This window comes from Flavobacterium sp., from assembly GCF_040402835.1.
Lineage (GTDB): Bacteria > Bacteroidota > Bacteroidia > Flavobacteriales > Flavobacteriaceae > Flavobacterium.
Genome location: NZ_JBBALW010000018.1, coordinates 1 through 23,096, shown reverse-complemented (window position 1 = coordinate 23,096; position 23,096 = coordinate 1). Strand labels below are relative to the sequence as shown.

25 protein-coding genes and 1 pseudogene are annotated in these 23,096 nt (G+C 33.7%); 7 read left to right on the top strand and 19 right to left on the bottom strand.

Annotated elements, in window-relative coordinates:
* Positions 1 to 188: 188 nt before the first annotated feature.
* Positions 189 to 788, bottom strand: coding sequence for a DUF1543 domain-containing protein (locus AC9UEH_RS07690; RefSeq protein ID WP_509530411.1), 600 nt, complete (start codon positions 786 to 788; stop codon positions 189 to 191).
* 100 nt (positions 789 to 888) lie between these two features.
* Here AC9UEH_RS07690 and AC9UEH_RS07685 point away from each other — a divergent pair, with 100 nt between their 5' ends.
* Positions 889 to 1,386, top strand: coding sequence for a hypothetical protein (locus tag AC9UEH_RS07685; RefSeq protein WP_509530409.1), 498 nt, complete (start codon positions 889 to 891; stop codon positions 1,384 to 1,386).
* Positions 1,387 to 1,404: 18 nt separating this feature from the next.
* On the opposite strand, the gene meaB is transcribed toward AC9UEH_RS07685, so the two are convergent.
* The 8 genes from meaB to AC9UEH_RS07645 form a co-directional block, all read right to left on the bottom strand.
* Positions 1,405 to 2,472: a methylmalonyl Co-A mutase-associated GTPase MeaB gene (gene meaB, locus AC9UEH_RS07680; RefSeq protein WP_509530497.1), complete on the bottom strand. Its 1,068-nt coding sequence runs from the start codon at positions 2,470 to 2,472 to the stop codon at positions 1,405 to 1,407.
* A 208-nt stretch (positions 2,473 to 2,680) separates the two neighbouring features.
* The gene (locus AC9UEH_RS07675) at positions 2,681 to 3,562 is read right to left on the bottom strand and encodes an SDR family oxidoreductase (protein WP_509530407.1); all 882 of its coding nucleotides are present in this window, start codon (positions 3,560 to 3,562) and stop codon (positions 2,681 to 2,683) included.
* A 57-nt stretch (positions 3,563 to 3,619) separates the two neighbouring features.
* On the bottom strand, positions 3,620 to 5,752 hold the full coding sequence (gene scpA, locus AC9UEH_RS07670) for a methylmalonyl-CoA mutase (protein ID WP_509530405.1): 2,133 nt from the start codon (positions 5,750 to 5,752) through the stop codon (positions 3,620 to 3,622).
* A gap of 322 nt (positions 5,753 to 6,074) precedes the next feature.
* A complete protein-coding gene (locus AC9UEH_RS07665) occupies positions 6,075 to 6,311 on the bottom strand; it encodes a hypothetical protein (protein ID WP_509530403.1) in 237 nt (78 codons plus the stop codon).
* 67 nt (positions 6,312 to 6,378) lie between these two features.
* A complete protein-coding gene (locus AC9UEH_RS07660) occupies positions 6,379 to 7,743 on the bottom strand; it encodes a methylmalonyl-CoA mutase subunit beta (protein WP_509530401.1) in 1,365 nt (454 codons plus the stop codon).
* Between the two features lie 17 nt (positions 7,744 to 7,760).
* Positions 7,761 to 8,096, bottom strand: coding sequence for an FtsB family cell division protein (locus tag AC9UEH_RS07655; RefSeq protein WP_509530398.1), 336 nt, complete (start codon positions 8,094 to 8,096; stop codon positions 7,761 to 7,763).
* Positions 8,097 to 8,214: 118 nt separating this feature from the next.
* Positions 8,215 to 8,823 (bottom strand): uridine kinase, encoded by a 609-nt coding sequence (gene udk / locus AC9UEH_RS07650; RefSeq protein ID WP_509530396.1) that lies wholly within the window; start codon positions 8,821 to 8,823, stop codon positions 8,215 to 8,217.
* A gap of 96 nt (positions 8,824 to 8,919) precedes the next feature.
* Positions 8,920 to 9,717, bottom strand: coding sequence for an NYN domain-containing protein (locus tag AC9UEH_RS07645; RefSeq protein WP_509530394.1), 798 nt, complete (start codon positions 9,715 to 9,717; stop codon positions 8,920 to 8,922).
* A 235-nt stretch (positions 9,718 to 9,952) separates the two neighbouring features.
* Here AC9UEH_RS07645 and capB point away from each other — a divergent pair, with 235 nt between their 5' ends.
* Positions 9,953 to 11,215, top strand: a complete 1,263-nt coding sequence (capB, locus tag AC9UEH_RS07640) for a cysteate-C-fatty acyltransferase (RefSeq protein ID WP_509530392.1) — start codon at positions 9,953 to 9,955, stop codon at positions 11,213 to 11,215.
* 234 nt (positions 11,216 to 11,449) lie between these two features.
* Here capB and AC9UEH_RS07635 read toward each other — a convergent pair whose 3' ends face one another.
* The 3 genes from AC9UEH_RS07635 to pyrE are packed head-to-tail and all read right to left on the bottom strand — an operon-like array spanning position 11,450 to position 12,918.
* Entirely contained in the window at positions 11,450 to 11,842 is a 393-nt protein-coding gene (locus AC9UEH_RS07635) for an SRPBCC family protein (RefSeq protein ID WP_509530389.1), read from the bottom strand.
* 3 nt (positions 11,843 to 11,845) lie between these two features.
* Positions 11,846 to 12,259 (bottom strand): hypothetical protein, encoded by a 414-nt coding sequence (locus AC9UEH_RS07630; protein ID WP_509530386.1) that lies wholly within the window; start codon positions 12,257 to 12,259, stop codon positions 11,846 to 11,848.
* 14 nt (positions 12,260 to 12,273) lie between these two features.
* Positions 12,274 to 12,918, bottom strand: a complete 645-nt coding sequence (gene pyrE / locus AC9UEH_RS07625) for an orotate phosphoribosyltransferase (protein WP_509530383.1) — start codon at positions 12,916 to 12,918, stop codon at positions 12,274 to 12,276.
* A gap of 7 nt (positions 12,919 to 12,925) precedes the next feature.
* Between pyrE and AC9UEH_RS07620 the strand changes: the two genes are divergently transcribed.
* Positions 12,926 to 13,519: an NUDIX hydrolase gene (locus tag AC9UEH_RS07620; protein WP_509530381.1), complete on the top strand. Its 594-nt coding sequence runs from the start codon at positions 12,926 to 12,928 to the stop codon at positions 13,517 to 13,519.
* A 315-nt stretch (positions 13,520 to 13,834) separates the two neighbouring features.
* Here AC9UEH_RS07620 and AC9UEH_RS07615 read toward each other — a convergent pair whose 3' ends face one another.
* Positions 13,835 to 14,350, bottom strand: a complete 516-nt coding sequence (locus AC9UEH_RS07615) for a hypothetical protein (protein WP_509530378.1) — start codon at positions 14,348 to 14,350, stop codon at positions 13,835 to 13,837.
* A 406-nt stretch (positions 14,351 to 14,756) separates the two neighbouring features.
* Here AC9UEH_RS07615 and AC9UEH_RS07610 point away from each other — a divergent pair, with 406 nt between their 5' ends.
* On the top strand, positions 14,757 to 16,103 hold the full coding sequence (locus AC9UEH_RS07610; protein ID WP_509530375.1) for a DEAD/DEAH box helicase: 1,347 nt from the start codon (positions 14,757 to 14,759) through the stop codon (positions 16,101 to 16,103).
* A 133-nt stretch (positions 16,104 to 16,236) separates the two neighbouring features.
* Here the strand turns inward: AC9UEH_RS07610 and AC9UEH_RS07605 are convergent, their stop codons facing one another.
* The 5 genes from AC9UEH_RS07605 to AC9UEH_RS07585 all read right to left on the bottom strand — a co-directional run bounded on the left by AC9UEH_RS07605 (position 16,237) and on the right by AC9UEH_RS07585 (position 19,596).
* A complete protein-coding gene (locus AC9UEH_RS07605; protein ID WP_509530373.1) occupies positions 16,237 to 16,731 on the bottom strand; it encodes a hypothetical protein in 495 nt (164 codons plus the stop codon).
* 183 nt (positions 16,732 to 16,914) lie between these two features.
* Positions 16,915 to 17,487, bottom strand: coding sequence for a PhnA domain-containing protein (locus AC9UEH_RS07600; protein ID WP_509530370.1), 573 nt, complete (start codon positions 17,485 to 17,487; stop codon positions 16,915 to 16,917).
* A 75-nt stretch (positions 17,488 to 17,562) separates the two neighbouring features.
* On the bottom strand, positions 17,563 to 18,021 hold the full coding sequence (gene coaD, locus AC9UEH_RS07595) for a pantetheine-phosphate adenylyltransferase (RefSeq protein WP_509530367.1): 459 nt from the start codon (positions 18,019 to 18,021) through the stop codon (positions 17,563 to 17,565).
* A gap of 1 nt (position 18,022) precedes the next feature.
* Entirely contained in the window at positions 18,023 to 18,622 is a 600-nt protein-coding gene (locus AC9UEH_RS07590; protein WP_509530364.1) for a hypothetical protein, read from the bottom strand.
* 2 nt (positions 18,623 to 18,624) lie between these two features.
* Positions 18,625 to 19,596: a D-alanine--D-alanine ligase gene (locus AC9UEH_RS07585; RefSeq protein WP_509530362.1), complete on the bottom strand. Its 972-nt coding sequence runs from the start codon at positions 19,594 to 19,596 to the stop codon at positions 18,625 to 18,627.
* Positions 19,597 to 19,778: 182 nt separating this feature from the next.
* On the opposite strand from AC9UEH_RS07585, the gene AC9UEH_RS07580 reads away from it, so the two are divergent.
* The 3 genes and pseudogenes from AC9UEH_RS07580 to AC9UEH_RS07570 form a co-directional block, all read left to right on the top strand.
* Positions 19,779 to 20,381: a PASTA domain-containing protein gene (locus AC9UEH_RS07580; protein WP_509530360.1), complete on the top strand. Its 603-nt coding sequence runs from the start codon at positions 19,779 to 19,781 to the stop codon at positions 20,379 to 20,381.
* A complete protein-coding gene (locus AC9UEH_RS07575) occupies positions 20,371 to 21,414 on the top strand; it encodes an RluA family pseudouridine synthase (protein ID WP_509530356.1) in 1,044 nt (347 codons plus the stop codon). Before AC9UEH_RS07580 ends, AC9UEH_RS07575 begins: the two co-directional genes overlap by 11 nt.
* A 363-nt stretch (positions 21,415 to 21,777) precedes the next feature.
* A pseudogene (locus tag AC9UEH_RS07570) lies at positions 21,778 to 22,041 on the top strand (IS91 family transposase); the annotation flags it as partial.
* Between the two features lie 231 nt (positions 22,042 to 22,272).
* Here AC9UEH_RS07570 and AC9UEH_RS07565 read toward each other — a convergent pair.
* Positions 22,273 to 23,031 (bottom strand): hypothetical protein, encoded by a 759-nt coding sequence (locus tag AC9UEH_RS07565; protein WP_509530354.1) that lies wholly within the window; start codon positions 23,029 to 23,031, stop codon positions 22,273 to 22,275.
* Positions 23,032 to 23,096 lie beyond the last annotated feature (65 nt).

Sequence of the window (23,096 nt, the reverse complement as noted above, 5' to 3'; positions counted from 1 at the left end):
TTTTGCAATGCAAAAAGCGAGTGAATCGCTTATCCCGCTTTTTAGCGGGATTTTTTTCTCTATATTTTTGCAACGCAAAAAGTGTGTGAATCGCTTATCCCGCTTTTTAGCGGGATTTTTTTATTTCACAAAGTTTCACAAAGTTTGTCGAAGATTCACAAAGCTTTCCATCACTTATTTTAAGATTTTTAGTGATGTTTTGTGTCTTTTTTTTGTGAATCTTCGTGAAACCCCTTTTGTCCTATTTTATCCAATTTTAAATACCCAATATGCAATTCATCTTCAAAATTCATATTTGTTTCTAAAATTTTTAAAGCGAATTTTTCTTTTAATTCGGGTGCAAGAATATCAGCCACGTTATAGATATCATCAATATCAATTCCAAATTTATCGTCAATGTGCGATGTTGCCCCTTTAAATCCATAATGTTTGTAGAAACTTGTGGCTTTTGCTTTTTTTGTGGCTTCCGCCAATGAAGTACCAGTTGCTAAAATTTTGTAATGGTATTCTTCAAATTCATTTTCCTTATAACCACCAAGATTAATGAAAAAAAGTTGAGAAGCATTTGCAACAGCACCAACTTTGGAAAAAATTTCAATGGTATGATTATCAACAACTGTAACTTCTCGCCAAGCATCAATATGGATTTTGCCTTTGGCTTCGGGCCAGAAAGCTTTCATTTGTGGAACTAATTCTGACAAAGAATTTCCAATTCCAAAAAAAATATCGTGTTGTTCGGTGTATCTCCCTTCAGGGCGACATCCCACCATTATCATGTATAATTTCATATGTACAAATGTACTTTATATTATTTTCATTAAAAAAATCATAATTATTTTTTTTGGATTGATTTTTGAAATATATTTGATTAAACTAAATAATTATATTATGAAACAATTAATTTTACTTTTAGCAATTTCAACAACTTTTTTATTTCAAGGTTGTACTACTAAAGAAGAAGTACACGCGGATTTGCTAGCAGAAGTTTTTCAAGTAACAACTTCATTCAACGCAGCAAACAACTATTCTAAACTAATCACTTTAAATCCGCCAATATACAATTCGGATATGGTTTTAGTTTATAGATTATTTGATGTTATCAATGGTCAAAATTTATGGAGACAATTGCCACAAGCAGTTTATTTAGTTCAAGGAGAGTTGGATTATAATTTTGATTTCACAAGAAATGACATTAATATATTCCTTGAATCCAACTTTGACTTAAATACACTGGGAGCTACTTGGTCTCAAAATCAAGTTTTTAGAGTGGTAATTATTCCAGGTTATTTATCGAATAAAAACAGCAAAACAATCGATTTCAATGATTATAATGCGGTTGTAAAAGCATTTAACATCAATGAAAATCAGATTAAAACTCTTAAATAAAGGATTGTATTATTAGAATTATTTTTTAAAATACGTATCCAACAAAATCATTGCGGCTGCAAAAGGTGAAATTTCATCATTTTGCACCGCTTTTTTGTTTTCTTCTAATAGTTTTTGAATTTCAGGATGATTGAAAAAATTAGTTTTCAATTGCTCATTTATCGTTTCCAACATCCAATATTGATTTTGTTCTTTGCGTTTTTCAAAGAAGTAATTGTTGGTTTTTGTGAGTTCTAAAAACTTCAAAATTGTTTCCCAAACTTCAGAAATCCCATCGTGAGTTATGGCGCTACACGTTGATGCCGTTGGAATCCAACCCGATTTTTTCGCTGGAAATAAATGCAAAGCTCGACCAAATTCTACTTTCGCCAAATTTGATTTCCGAACATTATCGCCATCTGCTTTATTGATGACAATTGCATCTGCCATTTCCATAATTCCCCGTTTTATTCCTTGTAATTCATCGCCCGCACCCGAAATTTTTAGTAGTAAAAAGAAATCTACCATACTGTGAACCGCAGTTTCGCTTTGTCCAACGCCCACCGTCTCAATAATGATTGTATCAAATCCGCAGGCTTCGCAAAGCGTAATCGATTCGCGTGTTTTTCGAGCCACTCCACCCAGCGTTTCCCCAGATGCCGAAGGTCGGATATACGCATTTTTGTCTTTTACCAATTCCTCCATTCGGGTTTTATCGCCCAAAATACTTCCGTGAGAAATCGTACTGCTAGGGTCCACCGCAAGAACGGCAACTTTCTTCCCTAAACTCGTTAAATATTTTCCAAAAGCTTCAATAAACGTACTTTTTCCAACACCAGGTACACCCGTAATTCCAATTCTAATCGACTTATTGGCGTGAGGCAAACAGGTATTTATCACTTCATTTGCCCGTTCTAAATGAGCGCTATTCGTACTTTCAACCAACGTAATCGCCCTGCTCAAAGCCGTAATATTTCCATTCAAAATACCTTCAACTAATTCTTTTGCAGAAGGTTGCAACTTTCTTAAAGTATGAATTTGTTCCGCCACTTTTTCACTAACAATTTCAGGAGGCGAAATTCCAGCTTTTTCTTGAAGTGCCGACATCTTGTTTTTTGATTCCAAAGAAATACATTTTTGTAAATTTACTAAATAATTATTTCTCCCTAATTAAATCCTTATTTTTTATTTGGAGCTAATCCTGCTGTCATTCCAAATCCTCGCTAAAAAGCTCGGGATTTTCCCTTCCATCAGGGCTAAAAAAATAGAGAACAATTACGTTCTCTTATTTCATTTTTTTTCCAAAATTATAATTTTAATTATTCTTCTTCGCTTTAATCATCATTTCAAGCATGTCCCACATTTCTTCAGGAACTGCTTCCAATAAATTAAATTGTCCCGCACCTTTCAGCCATTCACCACCGTCAATAACTACAACTTCTCCATTTATATATGCCGAAAAATCAGAAACTAAATAAGCTGCTAAATTCGCTAATTCTTGGTGGTCACCAACACGTTTCAACGGCACTTTTTTTGATAAATCAAATTTTTCTTTCAAATCTCCGGGTAACAATCTGTCCCAAGCTCCTTTTGTAGGAAATGGTCCAGGCGCAATGGCATTGGTTCGAATACCGTATTTTGCCCATTCTACAGCCAAACTTCTTGTCATTGCAAGAACTCCAGCTTTTGCAGTGGCACTTGGAACTACATACGCAGAACCCGTAAAGGCATAAGTTGTAACAATATTCAAGACCGTTGATGTTTCTTGTTTGCTGTCAATCCAATGTTTTCCAAAGGCAAGTGTGCAGTTTTTTGAACCTTTCAAAACAATATCAATTACTGTATCAAACGCATTTGCCGAAAGGCGCTCCGTAGGCGAAATAAAATTTCCAGCTGCATTATTCAATAATACATCAACTTTTCCATACGCTTTTAAAACTTCTTGCAACATTGCTTCCACTTGGTCGTAATGGCGTACGTCGCATTGAACTGGAAGACAAGTTCCTCCGGTTTCCGCTTCTAGTTCGGAGGCTGTAGATTTTAGTTTTTCTAAATCGCGGGAGGTTATGGCTACTTTGGCACCCAATTCCATAAAATATTTGGTCATTGCCTTTCCTAAACCGCTACCGCCACCAGTAACCACAATTACTTTGCCTAATAAGGCATCATCACGAAGCATTTTTGCTGAAAAATTCATAGTTTGTATTTTTAGAATTGTAAATATAACGAATATTACTATGCGTGCATAGTAATATTAAATTAAAATCTCTAGAATCTTTATAGCTGCTTCACTAATTTTAGTTCCAGGTCCAAAAACCGCAACAGCACCAGCATCGAATAAAAATTGGTAATCTTGCGCCGGGATTACTCCGCCAACAACTACCATAATATCTTGGCGACCGTATTTTTTTAGTTCTTCTATAACTTGCGGAACTAACGTTTTGTGCCCGGCAGCCAAGGAAGAAACGCCAAGAATATGTACATCATTCTCAATAGCTTGTTTCGCAGCTTCTGCAGGTGTTTGAAATAACGGACCTATATCCACATCAAAACCAACATCGGCATAGCCAGTTGCTACTACTTTTGCACCACGGTCGTGACCGTCTTGCCCCATTTTTGCAATCATAATTCTTGGACGACGACCTTCTTGCTTTGCAAATTTGTCAGCCATCTGTTTTGCTTTTTCAAAACTTTTGTCGTCTTTAATTTCTTTACTATACACGCCACTAAAGGATTTAATTTGAGCTTTATATCTACCAAAAACAGTTTCTAAGGCATCGCTAATTTCGCCCAAAGTGGCTCTGTAACGTGCTGCTTCAACCGCAATTTCCAGTAAGTTTCCTTCTCCAGTTTTTGCAGTTGCGATCAATTTATCTAATGTTTCTTTTACTTTTTTTGTATTTCGTGATGCTTTTATTTTATCTAATTGTTCCAATTGTAGCTTGCGAACCATTTGATTGTCAACATCTAAAATATGCAAAGGGTCTTCTTTTTCTAATCGGTATTTATTTATTCCAACAATTACATCTTGACTACTATCAATTCGTGCTTGCTTTCTTGCTGCAGCTTCCTCGATTCGTAGTTTTGGGATTCCAGCTTCAATTGCTTTGGTCATCCCACCTAATTCTTCAACTTCTTCAATTAGTTTCCAAGCATTTTGTGTAATTTCATTGGTCAAACTTTCTACATAATAACTTCCTGCCCAAGGATCAACTGTTTTGGTGATTTTAGTTTCTTCTTGTAAATAAATCTGTGTGTTTCTTGCAATTCTAGCAGAGAAATCTGTTGGTAATGCAATCGCTTCATCCAAGGCATTGGTATGCAAAGATTGTGTTCCTCCAAAAGCTGCGGCTGTTGCTTCAATGCAAGTTCGTGCCACGTTATTAAAAGGATCTTGCTCTGTTAAACTCCATCCCGATGTTTGACAATGGGTTCTTAAAGCTAATGACTTTTCATCATTTGGATTGAACTGTTTTACTAATTTAGCCCAAATCATTCTTCCCGCACGCATTTTGGCAATTTCCATAAAATGGTTCATTCCAATTGCCCAGAAAAAGGAAAGGCGAGGGGCAAATTCATCAATTTTCATTCCAGTAGAAAGCCCTGTTCTTATATATTCTAAACCGTCTGCCAAAGTGTAAGCCAATTCAATATCGGCGGTAGCTCCAGCTTCTTGCATGTGATATCCAGAAATTGAAATGGAATTGAATTTCGGCATTTTTTTGCTTGTAAATTCAAATATATCAGCAATAATTTTCATTGAAGGCGCAGGTGGATAAATATAGGTATTACGAACCATAAATTCCTTCAAAATGTCGTTTTGAATTGTGCCAGATAGTTGTTCCGGTTTCACACCTTGTTCTTCTGCCGCAACGATATAAAAAGCCATAATTGGTAAAACTGCTCCGTTCATTGTCATTGATACCGACATTTCATCTAAAGGAATTTTGTCGAATAATACTTTCATATCTTCAACAGAATCAATGGCAACACCCGCTTTTCCGACATCGCCAACAACGCGTTCGTGATCTGAATCGTAACCGCGATGCGTTGGTAAATCAAATGCAATGGAAAGTCCTTTTTGACCCGCAGCTAAATTTCTTCTATAGAACGCATTGCTTTCTTCGGCAGTTGAAAAACCCGCATATTGACGAATTGTCCAAGGTTTTCTGACAAACATTGTAGCATACGGACCACGCAAATTGGGTGCAAATCCAGCCGCAAAATCCAAATGTTCAAAATTTTCAATATCAGATTTTGAATAGGTTGGTTTAAGTTCAATTCGTTCAGCAGTAAGAAAATTTTCAGTTAAATGCGCTGAATTATTTTCAACTTTCGGTTCTTGATTTTCGACTAACGTAATATGTTGTAAGTTTTTTCTTTTCATTTTAAATACCACAAATGTAGCTTTATTGCAATTTTATTTAATCACGATCCAACCAAATTTCAGAATTTCTTGAAGTATGGAATACCGCCTTGATAACAATTTGAGAACCATAAACTGAAAAATGAACCAAATATGGGAAAGTTTCTATTAAAGCGACTCTTACATTTTTATATTTTATCTGATAGCTGAATGGATTTTTATTTATTATTTTTACTTCTTTTTTGATTGAAAGGATAAATGTTTCTCCCAGATTTTTTCTAATTGATTTGTATTTAAAAAAGACTTCTTTTATATCTTGTTTGCAAATGGAAGAATAATTGTATCATACTTCATCTTCAATTTCTTTCATTGCGTCATCAAAATTTTGACCTATAGAAGTTTCTCTTAAATAGGCTTCTGTTCGTTCTCTAACTTCTTCCATTTGCCAATTTGTAATAGAATAGGTTTCTTGGGTTTTTGGGAAAATAATTACTTCAACTTCGGACGCATTAAAATTTTCAGGAAGTGTAATACTGATTTTGTGATTTTTTACTTTAACGATTTGTCTGATTGCCTCCATATAAATTATTTTATGTTATAAATATACTATAATTTTCAATTCAATTTGAATAATAATTCTTGAAAATCTATTCTGTACCTAAACGTTCTTGTTCTATTTTTTCCGCTAATCTTTTTTCGATTATTGGCGTAATCAATGTTTTTCGTGGTTTTACTTTTACAAAAGGAAACAATTCTAAATCGTGTTTCATTTTGTCGTCTTTGTTAGGATATTTATTCGTTCCCAATAAAACTTCTTTTCCAGAATCGAATAATTCTTGCTCCTTATCGGCACTTTCTTGAATTTTTCTTTTTATAATTCCCTCGTTCAATTGTTTTAGGAATCCGCCATTTGCCTCAATATCTTTAAATAAAATCAATGCTTTTTCTGCCAATTGATTGGTAATGCTTTCAATATAATAAGTACCATCGGCAGGATTATTTACTTTATCAAAATAGCTTTCATTTTTTAAAACCAATAATTGATTTCTGGAAATTCGGTCTCCAAATTCATTGTCTTTGTGATATAAAGCGTCATAAGGAAGATTGGCAATTGCATCTGCACCACCAATAATAGCTGACATACATTCGGTTGTGGTGCGCAACATATTCACATTATAATCATATATTGTTTTGTTTCTTTTTGTTGGGGAAACCAATAAATGACATTCTAAATTGGGGTTGTATTCTTTGGCTATTAAATGGAATAAAATACGCAACGCCCGTAATTTTGCAATTTCAAAAAAGTAGTTCGTTCCCACCGAAATTTGAAAAACTATAGGTTGGTTAATAATTGAAATTCGGTTTAAATATTCGTTAGCGTGAGCAAGTGAATAGGCAATTTGTTGCACCATATTGGCACCAGCATTTTGATATAAAGTTCCGTCAATACTGATAATTGAACTTTTTGAAACTGTTTTTGAAAGTGAATTTAGAGTTTCAAAATTGTCTTTTTCTTTGGTTTTAAACCAATTTCCTTCTTTTGCTAATTGACCAATTGGGTCTAAATTACAATATATTTTTGCGTTTCTTTTTTGGGCAATTACTTCGATTTTGGATACGAAATCGATTGAAATAAAATCCAAATTGAAGTAAATCGTAACGCTTTCTAAAGGTAGTTTTTCTAATAGTTTTGCAACGTCAATGGTTTCGTCTTCTATAGAAAATCGGATGCTTTCGGCACCGCGGCTGATTGATTCTAATGTTCTTTCTATTGATTTTTCGAGGTCGAAAACAAAAATGTTTTGGCATATTTTGAATTCGGTTGCTTTCGTATTTACGGGTAAAATAGCTTGTAAATCGTCTTGATGGTAAAATGGTTTTACCTTTATATTTTCTGGGGAATTCCAAATAAGAGTGTCATTATAATCGGCGCCTTTGAGTTCAAATTGAATTTTTTGTTTCCATTGTTTGGATGAAACGGATTCAAATTCAGAGAATAATGCAGTGTCCATTTAGGGTTTTTTTTAAATTATTTTTTTATAGTATCGCCTTCAAATTCAACTATATAAATGTCTTCGCTGTCTTTTTTCATATAGTATTTTTCGCGTGCATATTTTTCTACTTGGTCTTGATTTTTCAGTAATTTGATATTTTCTTTATCTTTTCTGATTTCGTCTTGGTAGTATTTTTTATTGTCTTGTAATTCGTCAATTTGTTTGTTCAGCACCCGTTGATCCATAAAGGAATAGTTGTCTAAAAAAAGCATCCACCCGCTGAATAACAGTAAAATTATTAAGTATTTATTGCTAATTATTTTTTTTAGCCAAGATTTTTTTTCAATTGTTTTTTTTAACGGATTTTTCATAGTTATGACGGAATGTTTTTTAGCCCTGATGGAAGCGGTATCCCTCGCGTTTTAGCGAGGATTTAGCGGACAGCAGGAAATAGCTCCAAAAAATAATGGTATAAAATTAATGAAAATTTTATGAAATTCGTTGATTTATTACAGCTCTTACCACATCTATTGCAACGGTGTTGTATTTATCGTTTGGAATGATGATATCGGCGAAGGCTTTTGTGGGTTCGATGAACTGCTCGTGCATTGGTTTCAGTGTGTTTTGATACCTGTTTAGGACTTCGTTCATATCGCGTCCACGTTCGGCAATATCTCTTTTTAATCGTCGGATAAGGCGTTCATCGGAATCGGCGTGTACATATATTTTTACATCAAATAAGTCTCTTAATTCGGCATTGGCAAGAATTAAAATCCCTTCTACAATCATTACTTTTCGAGGATGTGTGAATACGGTATCGTCTGTCCTGTTGTGAGTTACGAATGAATATACAGGTTGATTGATGTTGTTTCCTTCTTTTAATTCTTTGAGATGTGCTACTAACAATTCAAAATCGATGGCTCTTGGATGATCGAAATTTATGAGGGAACGCTCATCGAAGCTCAAGTTGTGGGTTTCCTTATAATAGGAATCTTGCGAAATAATTCCGACTTCGGTTTCTGGTAATTCGTTCATAATTTGGTGAACAACCGTAGTTTTTCCACTTCCTGTTCCTCCAGCAATTCCAATAATTAGCATAGTTGTGAGATTTTATTCAAGCAAAAATAACAATTTATAATTTGGAAAGTAAATTTTGTTTAAATGTTTTGAAGTAGCCTCGGGAGGATATTTTTTCTAACTAAACCGTAATCTTACAAATACGTGTTTGATTCCTTTTTTGTCTGAATCTCTTTCGTCGATTTCAAGAATATCGGTTAGGGATTTTAGCATAGGCGTCAGCTTATTGAAACCATAATTTCTTGGGTCGAATTCCGGTTTTTTCTTTACGATGAGGTTTCCAACATCGCCAAGGAATGCCCAACCATCGTCGTCGCAAATTGCTTCGATAGTGGCTTCTATTAATTCAATGGTTTGTAAATCTATTTTTTGAACAACTTCTTTTTCGATCACTTCTTTTTCTACAATTTCTTTTCCAACTGCTTTTTTTGTGTCAGTCGAAGTTTGTTTTGGAGCTTTCTTTTGAACGGCTCCTTGTAAAACTTCGATATATATAAATCGATCACACGCAACGATGAAAGAATTTGGTGTTTTCTTTTCTCCAATTCCAATAACTTTCATGCCCGATTCCCGTAAGCGAATTGCCAAACGGGTAAAATCGGAATCGCTGGAAACAATGCAAAAACCATCTACTTTATCGGAATATAATAAATCCATTGCGTCGATAATCATTGCGGAATCTGAGGAGTTTTTCCCTACGGTATAACTGTATTGTTGAATAGGAGTGATGGCATGTTCCAACAAAACTGATTTCCAACCGTTGGCATTTGGTTTAGTCCAATCGGCGTAAATACGTTTGGTTGTTGGCGTTCCATATTTTGCGATTTCCTCCATCATTCCTTTTACATTACTGTAGGGAACGTTGTCGGCATCAATTAATACGGCAAGTTTTAATTCTTTTGTGATTTGTGACATAGTTTAAAATCTAAATATATATCAAAGGTACAAAGTTTCTTATTGAATTGCGTGCCCTAGGCCAGATAGAAAAGTAAATCCTGTGCTTTTTAGCGCAGATTGCAATGGATAGCTGGAAACCTGACTGCCGTCAGGCAGGTAGCTTCTAAAAAAAAGTAGGATTTAAGTGCTATATTAAGGTAGAAATATTTATTTTTGCAACACTTTAACATTAATAATTTTTTCAAAATACAGAATGGTAAAAGATTTATTCGAAAGAATTCAGAACAATAAAGGACCTTTAGGAAAATGGGCATCACAAGCGGAAGGTTATTTTGTGTTTCCAAAATTAGAAGGAGAATTAGGACCGAGAATGAAATTTCAAGGAAAAGATATTTTGAATTGGAGTTTGAATGATTATTTGGGACTTGCAAATCACCCAGAAGTGAGAAAAGCGGATGCTGATGCTGCTATTGAATACGGTGCTGCGTATCCTATGGGTGCAAGAATGATGAGCGGTCATACAAAATATCACGAACAATTAGAGGAAGAATTAGCGGCTTTTGTAATGAAAGAATCGGCCTATTTATTAAATTTTGGTTACCAAGGAATTATGTCAACTATTGATGCTTTGGTAACGAGAAATGATGTAATTGTGTACGATGTAGATGCGCATGCTTGCATTATAGACGGAGTTCGTTTGCACAGCGGAAAGCGTTTCACGTACCGTCATAATGACGTGGAATGTATGGAGAAAAACTTGCAACGTGCTACTAAATTAGCTAAAACAACTGGTGGAGGAATACTTTTTATTACAGAAGGTGTGTTCGGAATGCGAGGACAACAAGGGAAGTTAAAGGAGATTGTAGAAATGAAAAAAAAATACAATTTCCGTCTGTTAGTTGACGATGCGCACGGTTTTGGAACCCTCGGAAAAACAGGCGCTGGAGCTGGTGAGGAGCAAGGAGTTCAAGATGATATTGATATTTATTTTTCGACTTTTGCAAAATCGATGGCAAATATTGGAGCATTTGTAGCTGCTGACAAAGAAATAATAGATTATTTAAAATATAACTTGCGTTCGCAAATGTTTGCCAAAGCATTGCCGATGATTCAAACTATTGGTTCTTTGAAACGATTGGAATTGTTGCGTAACTCGTCTGAAATTAAAGATAAATTATGGGTAAATGTGAATGCTTTACAAAACGGATTGAAGGCAAAAGGATTTAATATTGGTGATACAAATACTTGTATTACACCAGTTTATCTTGAAGGAAGTGTTCCTGAAGCAATGATTATGGTGAATGATTTGAGAGAGAATTATGGTATTTTCTTGTCGATTGTGATTTATCCAGTTATTCCAAAAGGGATAATTTTGTTGCGAATGATACCAACAACTTCGCATACTTTAGCGGACGTAGATGAAACGTTAACCGCTTTTGATGCAATTCGTGAGAAATTAGAAAACGGAACTTATAAAGAAATTGCTGATAGAACTACTGTTGATTTGGATGCTTAGTTATAAATAGTTTAAAGTTTAAAAGTTTAAAGTTAAAATCCATTCGTTTTTGCGAGTGGATTTTTTTTGAACAAAGATTTCACTGATTTCTTAAAACAGTTTTGACTAATTTAATAGTAAATCTTCCTTTATTTAATCAGAGGAAACCCATTTAATTCTTTAAATCGGTGGCTATTTTATTCAAAAAAATTCCTCAATGCTTTGCGTCGGGGTAATTCATTTGAATAAAATGCATTATAATTTGTGCATATTCTCGGCTAAAGTTTCTATAAATTTAGTTATCGGTCCTTTTATCATCATCGCCATCATTGCGTTAAATTCTCCTTCAAAAAGCAACTGAACTTCCGACGAAGAATCTGAAAGACTATGAATAGTTGCGGTCAATGTAAAAGGTAATTTGTCACTTGCCGCTCCCAACACTATTTTAGAATTAGCTGTTTTTTCTTTCATTTTCAACTTTATTTCTGGCATTCCTTTCAATCCAAAAATAAAAGAATCAGCATCTGTAACTTCAAATTTAGCAATGCTTTCTGGCATTAATTTTTCAAAATTTGTAACATCACATAAAGCTTCAAATAAATAAGAAGCAGTTTTTTCAACGGTAACTTTTTGACTTTCTAAGTTCATAATTTAATTGATATGTTTTTCGTAAACGGTTGATGAATTTGGTCTGATAACGGTTAATAAGTTTCCATTTAATTGGAAACTCCAATTTACTTCAGTTGTTGTGTTAATTGTATAAATTTTCAATTGGTTGTTCGTTTTCTTATAGTCATAAAATTCTGAATTACTCCCAGATTGACACGGTTGAGAATAACTACCGTTAGAATCCGGTAAAGGAAAAGACCTCGAAAGTGTTCCAAAATCACTAATAAAAATTTGATCGTTTAATAACCTACAATCGGGTTGATTTGGATTGGAAATTATTTCCGGAATCCTGCTTTTAATTATCCACAAACCTTCATAATCACTCGAATTATTAGAATCTGAGCTACAATTAAGTAGAAAAAAAGAAATGAATAAAATAAAAATTTTTGACTTCATAAGGAATTATATTATTACTTAACGTCCCAAGTCGAAGGACTTTTTCTCCAATCTTGTAAAGCCAATTCTTCTTCTTCGGTGATGTATTTTTTAGAAACTGCCAATGGCAATAAATTTTCGTAATTGCTCAAAGTATATAAATCTATATTTGCATTTTTGAAATTTTCAGTTGCAATTTGAAATCCATAACTAAAAATTGCAGCCATTCCTTTCACATTTACGCCCGCTTCTCTTAATGCTTCTACTGCCAACAAGCTACTGTTACCGGTACTTATCAAGTCTTCAATAACTATTACATTTTGTCCTTTTTGCAAAAAACCTTCCACTTGATTTAAGCGTCCGTGTTTTTTTGGTTCGGGTCTAACATACACAAAAGGAAGTCCCAAACTTTCAGCAACTAGAATTCCAATTCCAATTGCTCCTGTGGCAACACCGGCAATTACATCTGGTTTTCCAAATTGTTTTTCAATGTTTTTAGAAAATTCATCTCGTATATAATTCCTAACCGCTGGAAATGATAGCGTTATTCTATTGTCACAATAAATAGGTGAATTCCAACCTGAAGCCCACGTAAAAGGATTTCGTGGATTCAATTTAATTGCATTTATTTGTAAAAGCAATTCGGCTGTTTTTTCGGCTGTGTCTTTATTAAAAATCATAGTACAAATGTATAAAGTTTTTGTCAACGATAAACCACTTTTCTTAACAAATGAAATCTTCAAAGAAACAGATTTCCAACTGTTCTTGCTTGAAAGTGTTGATTTCAAACAGCTTATCGTCAAAATATTCCAAAATAAAATTCAAAAAGCTTATTTATTTTATCCTGATGAAAAGGAAATAATGAAGGTTTTGAAGACCAAAATCCCCGTTAACAAAGCTGGCGGTGGTTTGGTTTACAATAAAAATGGCGATGTTTTATTCATTTTTAGAAATGGAAAGTGGGATTTGCCCAAAGGCGGAACCGAAAAAGGGGAGGACATCGAACAAACATCGATGCGAGAAGTTGAGGAAGAAACTGGCGTAAATGGTTTAAAAATCATTAAAAAACTTCAAAAAACGTATCATATTTTTAAACGAAATGGCGTTTACAAACTCAAAATTACACATTGGTTCGAAATGCAAACCGATTTTGAAGGCATTCCCGAAGGTCAAATCGACGAGGGAATTGACAAAGTAGAGTGGAAAAATCCTACACAAATTCAAGAAGCTTTGAAAAATTCTTACGAAAACATCAAATTATTATTTCAAGAAGTTAATTAGACAACTTAGAATGTTAGATTTTTAGACTTTTTAGATTTTTCAAAACAACGGATTTCCTGATTAAATCATTTTGCCTAACTCCGTCAGAGTTTAAAACTCTGACGGAGTTGTGAAACAAAAAATCCTATTTTGTCAATCTGAAATTAATATTTGATTTGTCAATCTGAATTTATTTCAGATTCTAAATTTAATGTTCTTTTAGATGCTGAAACAAGTTCAGCATGACAAGAGTTCTCAATTAGCTCGTGCATACAAAACGCTGTAGGTTTGTCAATCTGAATTTATTTTAAATTCCGTTGTGCGTTTATTAAAATATTAGTTCAATATTTTCTTTATTTTTTCTGGAAATTTTAACCAATAATAGCCAATTATCGATGAAATCCCTATTATTGTTAAAAAATAGTGAACCAAAAAGTGTTCTGAATGTAAACTTTTGAAATTGCTTTCTATTTTATTGTCAATATCTATTTCATAAATAGTTGGTTCAAATTCCTCTATTTCATTTTTCTTAATCCAAATAGAAATTTTACTTGATCTATCGATAATTAATTTTAATCTGTCAAATTCATTATTTGTTTCGTCATATCCAATATTTTCTTCCAAATGATATTGTTGCTGTCTTCCATTCAAAAAAAATATAAGTTCTGTTAAATTACTTTTATAACCTCTTCTGTCTTCGACTATCGATGTTTTATTTATTACGTTTTTTAAAGTTCCTTTAATTTCTATCAAATCAGATTTGAAATAGAAAAGATTTGATAATCCGTAAATTCCAAAACACAATGTTACAATTCCAAAAATCAAAAGTCTATATTGTATTATTTTTACCAATTTCTATTGTCGTTTTAATTAAATTCAATTCGTTTTTTTTCATACTTTTTTATATTTTTCGGATGAACATTTCACATCATGTAGATTTACAAAGTCAGACTTATCAACCCAAAATTGGGTCGCTTTGTCTGACAAACGTTAGACTTTATTTATTCTCAAATATAGTTTTAATTTTTCAATATCAGTTTTATTTCAATCCAGATAATAAAAATCATCAAAACAATTTTTCCTTTAGCCCCGATTGCAATGAAAATCCTGCGCTTTTTAACGCAGATTGTAATGGAAAGCGGGAATTGCTACTCCAAATACAAGAGGACAATTCGCTCCAAAGGATAAGTTTATGGTTATTGATAATTCAAAATTCAAAATTCAAAATTTATTTCAAAATTGGGTTTACCTTTGCAAAATGAAAAATAAGCATTATTCCAACAATATTCTTCTCAATTTAGGCATTGAAAACCTAAACGAAATGCAAATTGCTGCGCAAGAAACGATTTTGAGCGATAACAATATTCTTTTATTATCGCCAACAGGTTCGGGGAAAACATTGGCTTTCTTGTTGCCAATATTTGAAATGTTGCAACCTGAAATTCTTTCGGTGCAATGTTTAATTTTAGTTCCTTCACGTGAATTAGCATTGCAAATTGAGCAAGTTTGGAAAAAAATGGGAACCGATTATAAAGTAAATGTTTGCTATGGTGGACATTCTATTGATACTGAAATTAAAAATTTAAGCAACCCGCCAGCAGTTTTAATTGGAACTCCAGGACGAATTGCCGATCATATTGACAGAGGAACTTTCCGTTTGGACAAAATTCAAACGTTGGTTTTAGATGAATTTGACAAATCATTGCAATTGGGTTTCCACGAGCAAATGTCATTTATTATTGGGAAATTATCAAAACTAAACAAGCGGGTTTTGGTTTCGGCAACTTCGGATATTGAAATTCCAAAATATACAAGAGTAATTAATCCTACCATTTTGGATTATATTCCTGCGGAAGAAGAACGCACGAATTTGTCTATGAAATTAGTGGTTTCTAAAGAAAAAGACAAAATAGGAAGTTTGTTCAACTTGATTTGTACTTTAAAATCGCAATCGGCATTGATTTTTTGCAACCACCGTGATGCTGCCGAACGCATCAGCGATACGTTGAACGAAAAAGGGATTTATTCTACTTATTATCACGGCGGAATGGATCAGGACGAACGCGAACGGGCGTTAATTCAGTTCAGAAATGGAAGTGTGAGCTATTTGGTAACAACCGATTTAGCCGCTCGTGGATTGGATATTCCAGAAATGAAACATGTTATTCATTATCATTTGCCTTCAAAAGAGGATGAATTTACGCACAGAAACGGAAGAACCGCGCGTATGTTGGCTTCCGGAACGGCTTATATTATTGCTCACGAAAGCGAGAAAAAGATGGATTACATCGATTATGGAATGGAAGCATTGAAAATTGAAAATGCTACAGCTTTGCCAAAACCACCTGAATTTCAAACCATTTACATCAGTGGTGGAAAGAAAAACAAGTTGAATAAAATTGATATTGTAGGTTTCTTTTCTCAAAAAGGAAAACTCGAAAAAGGCGATTTAGGATTAATCGAAGTGAAAGATTTTATTTCGTTTGCAGCGGTAAAATTCAATAAAGTTAAAGATTTATTGCAGAATATTCGAGAAGAAAAAATGAAAGGCAAGAAATTCAAAATTGAAGTGGCTAGAAAAGTGGTTAAGAAAGTGGAGGAGTAGTTCGTGTTCAGGTTTTAGTGTTCAGTAAAAAATCGTTAATAGAATAATTGAATTGCTGTTCACGATTTTTTGTTGTTTATATGTGCTGATAAGCAAAAGCTTTGTAATTATTGCATACTACTGTTAGCAAATGCTATTTAATTCGTTTCATTATTTCTTCCTTTATTGGAAGGCAATCTGTTTCTTCTGCGTTTTTTTGAACATACTTTATAACGACTTTACTAGAATCTAATGATAATCTAATCGCAATTGTATATTCGGCTTCATTCATAACATATTCATTAACTCCATATGCTGTTCCGCTTTCATCTTCATCAACTTCTGAAGCAATATCGGAATATTTATTCTCCGCAATTCCCCAATATTCTGTATCACAAGGAAGTGTTTTTGTAATAAGATGAAATTTCAAGTTTTTTTTATCAACGATATTAATTCCAAGTATTTGATTTGATTCTCCATTAGAGTATTTATAAATAAATGCATAATCATTTTGAGAAAATACAGGATTAATATTTTTCACTACAATTTTTAGAGATTTAGAAGGTGCAATCTTTTTTTCAGTTTTTTCCTTTTTACAACTAAAAAGCCCAACTAGGATTAACGAAATTATGAAGATATTTTTTCTCATATAATATTTGCCAACTTATTTATGATATCATTTTCAAGGTCAAAAATTGAGTATATCTATTTTTTTAGCTGAATATACTCAACTCTGGTTGCGTATTATTTTTTTATAAATCTAATTTACAATATCGCGAATTTTCAATTCGTTCTCTTTAAATCTAAAAATCTAAGAAGTCCAAAAATCTAATTAGATTTTCTTCACATATTGCGTGATAATTACAATCGTTTGTCCGTCAACTCTACCTTCAATGTATTCGGCATTTTCGTGGTCCAAACGAATGTTTCTAACAGAAGTTCCTTGTTTGGCAACCATGCTAGAACCTTTAACTTTTAAATCTTTAATCAAAACTACGGAATCGCCAGTAGCCAAAATAACGCCATTTACATCACGGTGAACAATCTTATTTTCGTCTTCTTCACCTTCGCCAGTGGCTTGTGCCCATGCTAAAGTATCTTCATCAAAATACATCATGTCTAACAATTCTTTTGGCCAACCCGCTGCACGCAAACGACTTAACATTCTCCATGCCACAACTTGAACGGCTACATTTTCGTTCCACATGCTGTCGTTTAGGCATCTCCAATGATTTAAATCTTCAGTTCCTGGGTTTTCTATTTGGTCGGTGCACGTTTTGCAAGCCAATACATTTTCGTCAGCACCGCCTTTTTTAGTTGGTAAAACAGCAAATACTTTTAAGTTTTCTGTGGCTGCACACAATTCACATTTAGAATCGCTGCGTTTGTTCAATGCTCTTTCCATAATCTACTACTTTATTTAATGATGCGAAAGTACATATAATAGAAGCTTCAACAACTTATTAATCCCTTTATAATTTTAAATTTTCACTCGAACGGCTGCGGGAACCAATAGTTTATATTCTCCACCATTGCGAATTACATCACGCACAATACTTGAACTGATGTAAGAAGTTCCTGCAGCAGTTAATAAAAAGACGGTTTCTATTTTGGATAGTTTTCTATTGGTATGTGCAATTGCTTTCTCGAATTCAAAATCGGCGGGATTTCTAAGTCCACGGAGAATGAAATCAGCTTTTAGCTTGTGACACAAATCGATGGTTAAGCCTTGATACGTTATTACGGAAACTTTGGGTTCGTTTCTGAAAGTTTCTTCTATAAATCGTTTACGGTCTTCTAAAGAAAACATGTATTTTTTTTCTGAATTTACTCCAATTGCAATTACAATTTCATCAAATAATGAAATTGCTCTTTTGATTATGTCTTCGTGACCTAAAGTTAATGGGTCAAACGAACCTGGGAATATGGCTTTTTTCATTTTAATCTTTATTAACAGTTTTTTGCTTTAACCAACCTTCGGTAATTTTTTTGCCGTGAAATTGGCAATGAATCCAATTGTTTTCAATTTTATCGATATAAACAACATCTCCCTTTATAAGGAAGGATTTTTTCTTTGTATTTTCTTTTTTATCTCCATAAAAATAGGCTTTATTACAATCAATATACCTTATTTCTTTCCAATTTTTAATTGTTTTAAAGTCAAAATTGACAAAATCATTTGCAAAATGTTCAACATTCCAACAACCTCCATGTTCTTCTGAAAGTTTTATTTTTATTTTATTGATGTCAATAATTTGCAACTCTCCTTTTATTTCATCTTCTAATTTGTCTATTGGATAATATGAAGTTACAATTATTTTTCCATTTTTATAAAATCCGTGTAGGTAAAAAATACAAGAAAATTTTGGATTTCCAGTTTCTTCATCAAAACCAGTAAAATTTTCATAATATCCAGTAACTAATTTATTTTCAGGATTATAGGCAATATTTAATCCCATTGCATATTCTCCAGATTTGATTTGTGAAAATCCAATTGAAAAAGTTAACAGCAACAATATAAAAATTATTTTTTCTTTCATTATTATGTTAAAGCCAATTCAATAGCATTACTAAATAAATCTTCCAATGAAATTCCCGCTTCTTTTGCTTGCTGTGGAATTAAACTTTCGGTGGTTAAGCCCGGAATCGTATTCATTTCAAGCATATGTGGTTCGCCGTTTACAATGATGAATTCGCTTCTTGAGAAACCTTTCATTTTTAAAACTTCGTAAGCACGTTTTGCAATTACACTCACTTTTGAAGTCATTTCATCTGAAATTCGGGCAGGTGTAATTTCTTGTGATTTTCCTAAATATTTGGCTTCATAATCAAAGAAGTCGTTTTCGGAAACAATTTCTGTGATAGGCAAAACGGTAATTGTGCCCTTGTAATTGATAATGCCCACAGAAACTTCGGTTCCGTCAAGGAAACTTTCGATGATGATTTCGTTGTCTTCTTTGTAGGCAACTTCAATGGCAATTGGTAATTCGGCAACTGTTTTTACCTTTGATATTCCAAAGCTTGAGCCTGATTTATTCGGTTTTACAAAACAAGGCAAACCTACTTTTTGGATGATTTCGTTTGCGTCAATATGGTCGCCTTTATTGAGATAATAGGAAATGGCGGTTTTAATTCCGTAGGGTTTTAATACGGAAAGTAAATCGCGCTTGTTGAACGTTAGTGCGGCTTGGTAATAATCGCAAGAAGTTTGTGGAATTTGTAGCAATTCGAAATAGGCTTGCATCAATCCATCTTCTCCGGGAGTTCCGTGAATGGCATTGAAAACGCAGTCGAAAGTGATTTTTGTTCCGTTTACCGTTGTTGAAAAATCGTTTTTATCGATTGAAAATTCGGCATCATTGGCGTCAACATAAACCCATTTTTCTTTGAAAATATGAATTCGAAAACCTACGAATTTGGTTTTATCTAAAAACTGATAGACGACATTTCCACTTATCAATGATATTTTATATTCACTGGAGTAACCTCCCATTATGATTGCAATATTTTTCATTTTATAACTAAATTAAATTTTATGACTGAAGCCCTAGCCCTGATGGAAGGGAAAATCCCGAGCTTTTTAGCGAGGATTTGGAATGACAGCAGGAATAGCTTCAAATAATTAACAAAAATATCATTTTTTTTCAAACGAATTACCTTTACAATTTTTTATATCTTTGCAATAAATAGAAGTATATGACTTTGAAGGAATATTTAAAGAGTAAAGTTTTTTTGGTTCAGGTATTTGTAGCGTTTACAATTCTGTTTGTTTTGGGCTATTTGTTTATGCATTGGCTGACTTTTACGACCGATCACGGGAATGAAATTACGGTTCCCAACCTCAGTAAATTGAACGAAGAGCAAGTGGAAGACAAGTTGGACGAATTGAATTTGGATTACGTGCTTTTAGACAGCGTAGATTATAATCCGGGATATCCAAAACACACTGTTGTAGAGCAAGATCCTATGCCTGGCGCACGAGTTAAGAAAAACAGAAAGGTGTATATTAAGATAAATTCTTCGGGTTTTACGATGGTGAGAATTCCAAATTTAATAGAAAAAACATACCGACAAGCGGTTCCAACATTAAAATCGTTGGGACTTGAAGAAGGAGAAATTACCTACAAACCTTATATTGGAAAAGATATGGTTATGGAAATGCATTGCAACGGGAAAAAATTAAATCCGGGTGATAAAATCTTTAAATCATCAAAAATTGATTTGGTTCTTGGAGATGGAAAAATTGGATATGAAGAACAAACTGATAGTTTAAGCACCGCAACACCGAATGGACAATAATCAGAATACAGAGATTGACGAGATTGAAGAAGAATTATTTGAGCATTTTAGATTTGATGTTCCCAAAGGGCAATTGCTTTTAAGAATTGACAAATTTTTGATGAATTTGATTCCGAATGCTACTAGAAATAAAATTCAGAATGCCGCAACTGCTGGGGATATTTATGTGAATGATGTACCCGTAAAATCAAATTACAGAGTAAAACCTTTGGATATAGTTCGGATTATGCTGACACATCCACCGTTTGAAAATCGTGTTGACCCAGAAAATATTCCACTTGATATAGTGTATGAAGACGACACGTTGTTGCTCATTAACAAACCAGCAGGTTTTGTAGTGCATCCGGGACACGGAAATTACACGGGAACTTTAGTGAATGCGTTGGCGTATCATTTTGAGAATTTGCCAATGAACAGCAGCGAACGACCAGGATTAGTGCATCGAATTGATAAAGATACCACAGGACTTTTAGTAATTGCAAAAACAGAAGCGGCAATGACGCACCTCGCAAAGCAATTTGAAGCTAAAACTTCCGAAAGGGAATATATTGCCATGGTTTGGGGAACAGTTAAAGAGGATGAAGGCACGATTGAAGGAAATATTGCCCGACACGTAAAAGACAGAATGCAAATGTCGGTTTTTGAAGACCCAACGATTGGAAAATATGCCGTTACACATTACAAAGTTTTGGAGCGTTTTGGCTATGTTACATTGGTTTCTTGCATATTAGAAACTGGACGCACCCACCAAATTCGGGTGCACATGAAACACATTGGACATCCTATTTTTAACGATGAGCGCTACGGTGGAAATTTAATTTTGAAGGGAACTACTTTTACGAAATACAAACAATTTATAGACAATTGTTTCAAGGTTTTACCACGTCAAGCGTTGCACGCCAAGACTTTAGGTTTTATTCATCCTACCTCGGGTGAAATGATGCGTTTTGATACCGAATTGCCACAAGACATGCAGGATTGTATTGAAAAATGGCGCAATTACTCGAAATCTCACGAAGTAGTGGAGGAATAGTTTATTTGGTAATTTGTTGATTTGTTGATTTGGGCATGCCCCTTCGTAAAAACTTCGGGTCGGGCTGTTCGTTGCAATCTTTGCTCCACTTCGTTCCACAAAGGATTTCCACTGCCATCCCTCATGCGAACCCCGATTTTAGATTTTTGATTTTCCGAATAACCAAATCAACGAATAACCAAATCAACCTTTAGACATTCTGAATTTAACCTTTGATTTGTCAATCTGAATTTAACCTTTGATTTGTCAATCTGAATTTATTTCAGATTCTAATTTTATAGTAGTATCGAGGGAAATTAGCTGTCGCATCCGTAATCATGTTAGAATGTCATTGCGAGGAACGAGGCAATCTCATCACAATTATTTTCGTTGCATATTCTGCCCAAACGCTTTGTGAAAATCAGGTATTATGGTTTTTTGAGCAGCACTTGGAAGCGTCAAAAGCTGAAGCTTTTGCAAGAAAAACTCAAGATTAAAATATTAGAAAAAACCGAAAAGAAGCCTTTTACACCAAAATGTTTGTGTTGCAAAATTGGCAATTTGCACCGAATAGCGGTTTTTGACAGCCGTGGTCCACCTGCGTGGTATCTTGGCGGTAGCCAAATCTCTAGTTCCTGTAAAAATTAAATTATGGGTAGGTTATTTTGTATCTAAAAGTGAATTAAAACACTGATAAACCATCTTGAAATTACTGCAAAAAAAGAGGACGTTAAATCCTCTTGATCCCGATAGCTATCGGGACTCTAAAATTTTTACGATAAGTGCATAGTGTGGCGGACGTGTAATCGGTTCCGTTCAACACGGGTTTCATTGTTCGTGCAGCGCACGCAACGAAACTCTAGCTGTTAGTAGCAGTAATTATTTCATCGTCACTCTTTTCCATTCCATTACCAATTCACCGTTTGCTCGCATATCTGATATTTCTAAAAATTTAAATTTATTTTTAGAAATTTTCTTGTAGAGTTTATGAAAGTCTTTGAAAGCCTCATACTTTCCATTATTATAAAAGAAAGCAAATTTGTCAACAAGCTTCCATTTGTTTTCCTTTAAAGTCCAAATGTCAATGTATTTAAAATTACTTGCGCAACTTGAATAATATTCTGCTATTTCATTTCCGCCATCTTCGTCAATATCTCCAATGCTAAACACACTTTCTGTATGACAACAATTTGAGTCAGTTAGGATTCTGGGGATTTTATTATCAGTGAAATAATAGGATTGACCTTCTTCACACCAACCTAAACTAGGCAAAATAAAAACAGATTCATTTTTTCCATCGCCATTCAAGTCTCCTAAATTTTTAAACTCTTTCGTAGAAGTTCTATCAGCTTCGACGGAATATTCGTAAAACTCTTCCTTTGCCATTATGGTTGGAAAACAATCTTTTTTTGAATTCTCTAATTCGTATTTTGAAATATCTAATTTAAATTTTCCTTTAAGAATGAAATCGTTTATAAATTGAATATCGTTAGAAAGTATTGAATTTTTAGGTTTGCTGATTTTTAGTTTTTTAATTTCTTCCGCATAAGAAAGCTTTTTACTAGAATTGGATTTTGAAACTACTTTTTTATCAGCTGTTTTTCTTTCCGCTTTCTCAACTTCATTTTTACAAGCCAACAGACTAAAGATGACTAGTCCTAAATAATCGATACAGATTATTAGACAAAAATAGATAAATTAAA

Coding starts and splice junctions, on each gene's coding strand:
- AC9UEH_RS07685 (WP_509530409.1), top strand. CDS start 889: ATGAAACAATTAATTTTACTTTTAGCAATTTCAACAACTTTTTTATTT.
- pyrE (WP_509530383.1), bottom strand. CDS start 12,918: ATGATTTTTAATAAAGACACAGCCGAAAAAACAGCCGAATTGCTTTTA.
- AC9UEH_RS07675 (WP_509530407.1), bottom strand. CDS start 3,562: ATGAATTTTTCAGCAAAAATGCTTCGTGATGATGCCTTATTAGGCAAA.
- AC9UEH_RS07580 (WP_509530360.1), top strand. CDS start 19,779: ATGACTTTGAAGGAATATTTAAAGAGTAAAGTTTTTTTGGTTCAGGTA.
- AC9UEH_RS07630 (WP_509530386.1), bottom strand. CDS start 12,259: ATGAAGTCAAAAATTTTTATTTTATTCATTTCTTTTTTTCTACTTAAT.
- capB (WP_509530392.1), top strand. CDS start 9,953: ATGGTAAAAGATTTATTCGAAAGAATTCAGAACAATAAAGGACCTTTA.
- AC9UEH_RS07605 (WP_509530373.1), bottom strand. CDS start 16,731: ATGAGAAAAAATATCTTCATAATTTCGTTAATCCTAGTTGGGCTTTTT.
- AC9UEH_RS07620 (WP_509530381.1), top strand. CDS start 12,926: ATGTATAAAGTTTTTGTCAACGATAAACCACTTTTCTTAACAAATGAA.
- coaD (WP_509530367.1), bottom strand. CDS start 18,021: ATGAAAAAAGCCATATTCCCAGGTTCGTTTGACCCATTAACTTTAGGT.
- AC9UEH_RS07590 (WP_509530364.1), bottom strand. CDS start 18,622: ATGAAAGAAAAAATAATTTTTATATTGTTGCTGTTAACTTTTTCAATT.
- AC9UEH_RS07585 (WP_509530362.1), bottom strand. CDS start 19,596: ATGAAAAATATTGCAATCATAATGGGAGGTTACTCCAGTGAATATAAA.
- AC9UEH_RS07665 (WP_509530403.1), bottom strand. CDS start 6,311: ATGGAGGCAATCAGACAAATCGTTAAAGTAAAAAATCACAAAATCAGT.
- scpA (WP_509530405.1), bottom strand. CDS start 5,752: ATGAAAAGAAAAAACTTACAACATATTACGTTAGTCGAAAATCAAGAA.
- meaB (WP_509530497.1), bottom strand. CDS start 2,472: ATGTCGGCACTTCAAGAAAAAGCTGGAATTTCGCCTCCTGAAATTGTT.
- AC9UEH_RS07635 (WP_509530389.1), bottom strand. CDS start 11,842: ATGAACTTAGAAAGTCAAAAAGTTACCGTTGAAAAAACTGCTTCTTAT.
- AC9UEH_RS07690 (WP_509530411.1), bottom strand. CDS start 788: ATGAAATTATACATGATAATGGTGGGATGTCGCCCTGAAGGGAGATAC.
- AC9UEH_RS07600 (WP_509530370.1), bottom strand. CDS start 17,487: ATGGAAAGAGCATTGAACAAACGCAGCGATTCTAAATGTGAATTGTGT.
- udk (WP_509530396.1), bottom strand. CDS start 8,823: ATGCTAATTATTGGAATTGCTGGAGGAACAGGAAGTGGAAAAACTACG.
- AC9UEH_RS07660 (WP_509530401.1), bottom strand. CDS start 7,743: ATGGACACTGCATTATTCTCTGAATTTGAATCCGTTTCATCCAAACAA.
- AC9UEH_RS07645 (WP_509530394.1), bottom strand. CDS start 9,717: ATGTCACAAATCACAAAAGAATTAAAACTTGCCGTATTAATTGATGCC.
- AC9UEH_RS07655 (WP_509530398.1), bottom strand. CDS start 8,096: ATGAAAAATCCGTTAAAAAAAACAATTGAAAAAAAATCTTGGCTAAAA.
- AC9UEH_RS07575 (WP_509530356.1), top strand. CDS start 20,371: ATGGACAATAATCAGAATACAGAGATTGACGAGATTGAAGAAGAATTA.
- AC9UEH_RS07610 (WP_509530375.1), top strand. CDS start 14,757: ATGAAAAATAAGCATTATTCCAACAATATTCTTCTCAATTTAGGCATT.